The organism is Rhodopirellula sp. JB055 (assembly GCF_043100905.1).
Classification (GTDB): domain Bacteria; phylum Planctomycetota; class Planctomycetia; order Pirellulales; family Pirellulaceae; genus Rhodopirellula.
Genome location: NZ_JBICHO010000575.1, coordinates 1 through 3,784 on the forward strand (window position 1 = coordinate 1; position 3,784 = coordinate 3,784).

Here is a 3,784-nt window from a genome sequence, read left to right on the forward strand (position 1 = left end):
TCTGACAGGACCGCTGGTTCGGTTGAAAAGCCATGTAGCCGGATTCGCCAAGAATTCGGTCGCGTTCCGTCTGGAGAATCTGAATTCTGGCGAATCCAGCTACGCATTGGCTAGCAAGCAGGCCCGGATGGGCCGACACAGCCATTGCCGTGGCCGTCAGGTCCCGGAACAGCTCCCCCCCTGGAACCAAAACCCTGAAGGGGTGACAGAGGACACTCAGCTCTGTCGCCCCTTCAGGGCTTGGTGCATTGTCCAAACAATGCACCGGGGCCTCACGGCCCCGGCAGATCCTCTGCCGGCCCTCCGGGCCTCTGACGAAACGTATCCGGATTCGCCAAGAGACCGGACATGCCGGAACCGAGGCCGCCAAGAATTCGGTCGCGTTCCATCTGGAGCATCTGAATTCTGGCGAATCCAGCTACACACGGCCAGCAAGCAGGCCCGAATGGGCCGACACAGCCATTGCCGGGGCCATCAGGCCCCGGAACAGCACTCCCACCCTCACAACCAAAACCCCGTAGGGGTGACAGAGGACACTCAACTCTGTCGCCCCTTCAGGGCTTGGTGCATTGGCCATTCCATGCACCGGGGCCTCACGGCCCCGGCAGATCCTCTGCCGGCCCTCCGGGCCTCTGATGCAACATAGCCGGATTCGCCAAGATTGCGGACATGACGTAACGGCGACCACCAAGAATTCGGTCGTGTTCCATCTGGAGCATCTGAATTCTGGCGAATCCAGCTACGCATTGGAGAAGGGGCTCTGTCAATGACAGGCAGATCAGGGTTTGATCCAGGTCACTGGCTTGCGGCGGTTGGGATACAGCTCGCGACAGAGGTCACACACGCGTCCGTCACAACCTCTCGCGGTGCAGAATTCACGACCGTAGAAAATGATTTGCAGATGCAGCTTGTTCCAAGATGACTCTGGGAACAAGCTCTTCAAATCGCGTTCGGTCTGCACAACGCTTTTACCGCTGGACAATCCCCATCGCTGGGCCAAGCGATGGATGTGCGTGTCGACCGGAAACGCAGGAAAGCCAAACGCTTGCGACATCACAACACTGGCTGTTTTGTGACCGACACCAGGCAACGCTTCCAGCTCTTCAAATGTGCTGGGCACCTGACCTTCGTGCAGGTCGATCAACATTCCAGACAACTTGGCCAAGGCCTTGGCTTTTTGCTTGGACAATCCAAGCGGCCGGATGATTTCGAGGATTCCCTCTTCACCAAGCTCACGCATTGCGGTCGGAGTTCCCGCGACCGAGAACAATTCTGGCGTGATCTCGTTCACCTTTTTGTCGGTGCACTGAGCGCTCAGCAAAACGGCCACCAACAACGTGAATTCGTCGGTGTGGTCCAGAGGAATCGGCGGGTCAGAGTAGAGCGCGTTGAGACGCTCCATGACGATGGCGGCACGTTCTTTTTTCAACATCGCCACACTATACCGAATCGCCTGGGAATACCCAGTGATCAGATTTGGTAGTTCACTTCGGGACGCAATTCATCGGCGGGTTCGTCGGATCCGCGGACTTTTAGCTGCGGCTTTTCGAGCACCACCGTCGTGCCCGGCGATACACTGCGAGTGATCCAAACGCTGGACCCAATCACCGATTCACGACCGATCACCGTGCGACCGCCGAGGATCGTGGCGTTGGCATACACCACCACATCGTCTTCGATCGTTGGATGACGCTTTTGGCCACGGATCAACTGCCCATCGGCATCCGTTGGGAAGCTCAACGCGCCCAACGTCACACCTTGATACAGTTTGACGTGCTTTCCGATGTGGCATGTTTCACCGATCACCACACCGGTTCCGTGATCGATGAAGAAGTACTCACCGATCGTTGCACCAGGGTGAATGTCGATGCCCGTTTCTTTGTGCGCCCATTCCGTCATCATTCGCGGAATGAAAGGCACATTGAGCTGCACCAGTTCATGAGCGATTCGGTAGACCGTGATTGCTTCGAAACCGGGATAGCAAAAGACGACTTCATCGGTTGTCTGGCAAGCCGGATCGCCGTCGTGCGCGGCTTGGACATCCGTGGCGAGCACGTGACGAAGCTTGACGATGCGTTTGAGCAACTCGATCGCCATGGCTTGGCCTTTGGCTTCGAAGTCGATGTCGGTCTCGCAATCCTTGTGATTCTGCAGCACCCGGTGCTCGTGCCGAAGGGCTCGAGCGATCTGGGTCGTCAGTTGATCATGCAAGGAATCGATCAAGCCGCCAACGTGATAGCGGATGTTGCCTGCATGCAAATTCGTGTGCCGCTTGTATCCTGGATACAAGATGTCCTTGAGATCCAAAAGGATGTCAACCACCGCGGTGTAGCTAGGCAGTGGGCAGTGCCCCAGATGATTGATGGAATCATCGGAGGTGTACGTGCCGACGATTTGCTCGGTCAGCTCTGGTAACTGCTCTTTCAGCCGAAAATCGGATGCCACGCCTAAACTCCCTCGGGCGACTTCGGAACACTCTTCACCGACGGAACGGAATCAAGTGGCTCAGGCGCAAACGCCTGAGCATGCTCGATTTCGTTTCCCAACGCTCATCGTTCGATCAGGGACCGATGCTGGGCGGGTTGTCCAACAAGAAGTCACGAGGACCGCGGTGCGTGTAATATGGGTACGCCACTTGTGCGGACGGCGCACCTGGTGTGAATGGCTGGCCCTGCATTTGAGCCGCCGCGCCGTGACCCAACAATCCTGGGTTCAGGTGCGAACTGTAGTCCAAACCGCCTTGTTGCCAACCAAGTGGACCGGCTTCGCAGCCCGTCCGGCAACCGGTTTTGCAACCCAACAAACGACCGCGATGCTTGCCCAACAGTCCGCCGTTGCCGACACGACCGCACGAGCCATCGCTGCATGCACCATTTCCACAAGACGAATTGCCACATCCGCAATCGCTTGAAGCCGTGCCACAATTGCCAGTGGAGCATCCGCCACGTGTGTTGTGGTGAAGGCATCCGGTGCTGATCATCAGCATTCCGGCCATCGATCCGAGTAAGAGCCAACGATTCATTCCGAACCCTTCCATCCAATATGAATTGGGTGCCGAGCTCAAATGGCTCGACACGTGATACGAGTCTTTCTTTCACCCTTCGTTTCGGCCGTTGGCACCGATCCGATGCACACAATCGCACCAACCGCGCCAGAAGTCGGAACGGGTTGGCGGCAAGGTTTACCTAAACTAACAATTGGGGCTTCCTCCGTATTTTCTGACAGAGCCATCCCTGGCAAGGTTCGCCGACCTAGATACCAAGCCCACCGCCAACGCCCCGGTTTAGGCGATTTCCAACTCGAATCAGCGTGCAAAAATCTCTGGTCCGCGTTAGGCTGTGAGGTCCGGAGCCCGATTGAAGCTTTCATTTTACCCCTGACCGACGCATCCTCCGGACGCGAACAAGCTCCAGCAGGCGAGGACAATGAAGACCAAGGCGCCCGACGCACCGCCAACCGAATCTTCCGGCAATGAATTGGTTTTGAACCACTTCGCGTCGATTCAAGCGTTTGGAACGGATCTCGCTGAAGAACGCCCTGGCCAAGTGCTGAACTGGTTCCGGCAACTGGTCACGCTGCTCGGCATCACAGCGTTTCATGGTTCGCTCAGTTTCATTGCCTGCTTGTGCGTTCTGCTGACCGTCCGGTTCGTGTTTTTCACCCAGCAAGTCGACGTGATCGGAATCCTTTGTTTCATTGCGGCCATCACAGTCGGCGGTCTCATCGGTGTCCTGCAGCTAACGATTGTCTCGCGCTACGAAGAGTACCCGTTCCACTTGCTCTT

At 56.9% G+C, this 3,784-nt stretch carries 3 protein-coding genes and 1 pseudogene; 1 reads left to right on the forward strand and 3 read right to left on the reverse strand.

What is annotated here, in order from left to right:
* Window positions 1-778 precede the first annotated feature (778 nt).
* The 3 genes from nth to ACF8AM_RS22420 form a co-directional block, all read right to left on the reverse strand.
* Entirely contained in the window at window positions 779-1,438 is a 660-nt protein-coding gene (nth, locus tag ACF8AM_RS22410; protein WP_392557794.1) for an endonuclease III, read from the reverse strand.
* 32 nt (window positions 1,439-1,470) lie between these two features.
* Window positions 1,471-2,445 carry a serine O-acetyltransferase gene (locus ACF8AM_RS22415; RefSeq protein WP_392557795.1) on the reverse strand — a complete coding sequence of 325 codons (975 nt, stop codon included), beginning with the start codon at window positions 2,443-2,445 and terminating at the stop codon, window positions 1,471-1,473.
* 115 nt (window positions 2,446-2,560) lie between these two features.
* The gene (locus tag ACF8AM_RS22420; protein WP_392557796.1) at window positions 2,561-3,022 is read right to left on the reverse strand and encodes a hypothetical protein; all 462 of its coding nucleotides are present in this window, start codon (window positions 3,020-3,022) and stop codon (window positions 2,561-2,563) included.
* Between the two features lie 403 nt (window positions 3,023-3,425).
* Between ACF8AM_RS22420 and ACF8AM_RS22425 the strand changes: the two are divergent.
* Window positions 3,426-3,784: pseudogene (locus ACF8AM_RS22425) on the forward strand (hypothetical protein); the annotation flags it as partial.

What these genes read in the sequence shown, in the direction of transcription:
- ACF8AM_RS22420 (WP_392557796.1), bottom strand. Translation starts at nt 3,022, where the DNA reads ATGAATCGTTGGCTCTTACTCGGATCGATGGCCGGAATGCTGATGATC.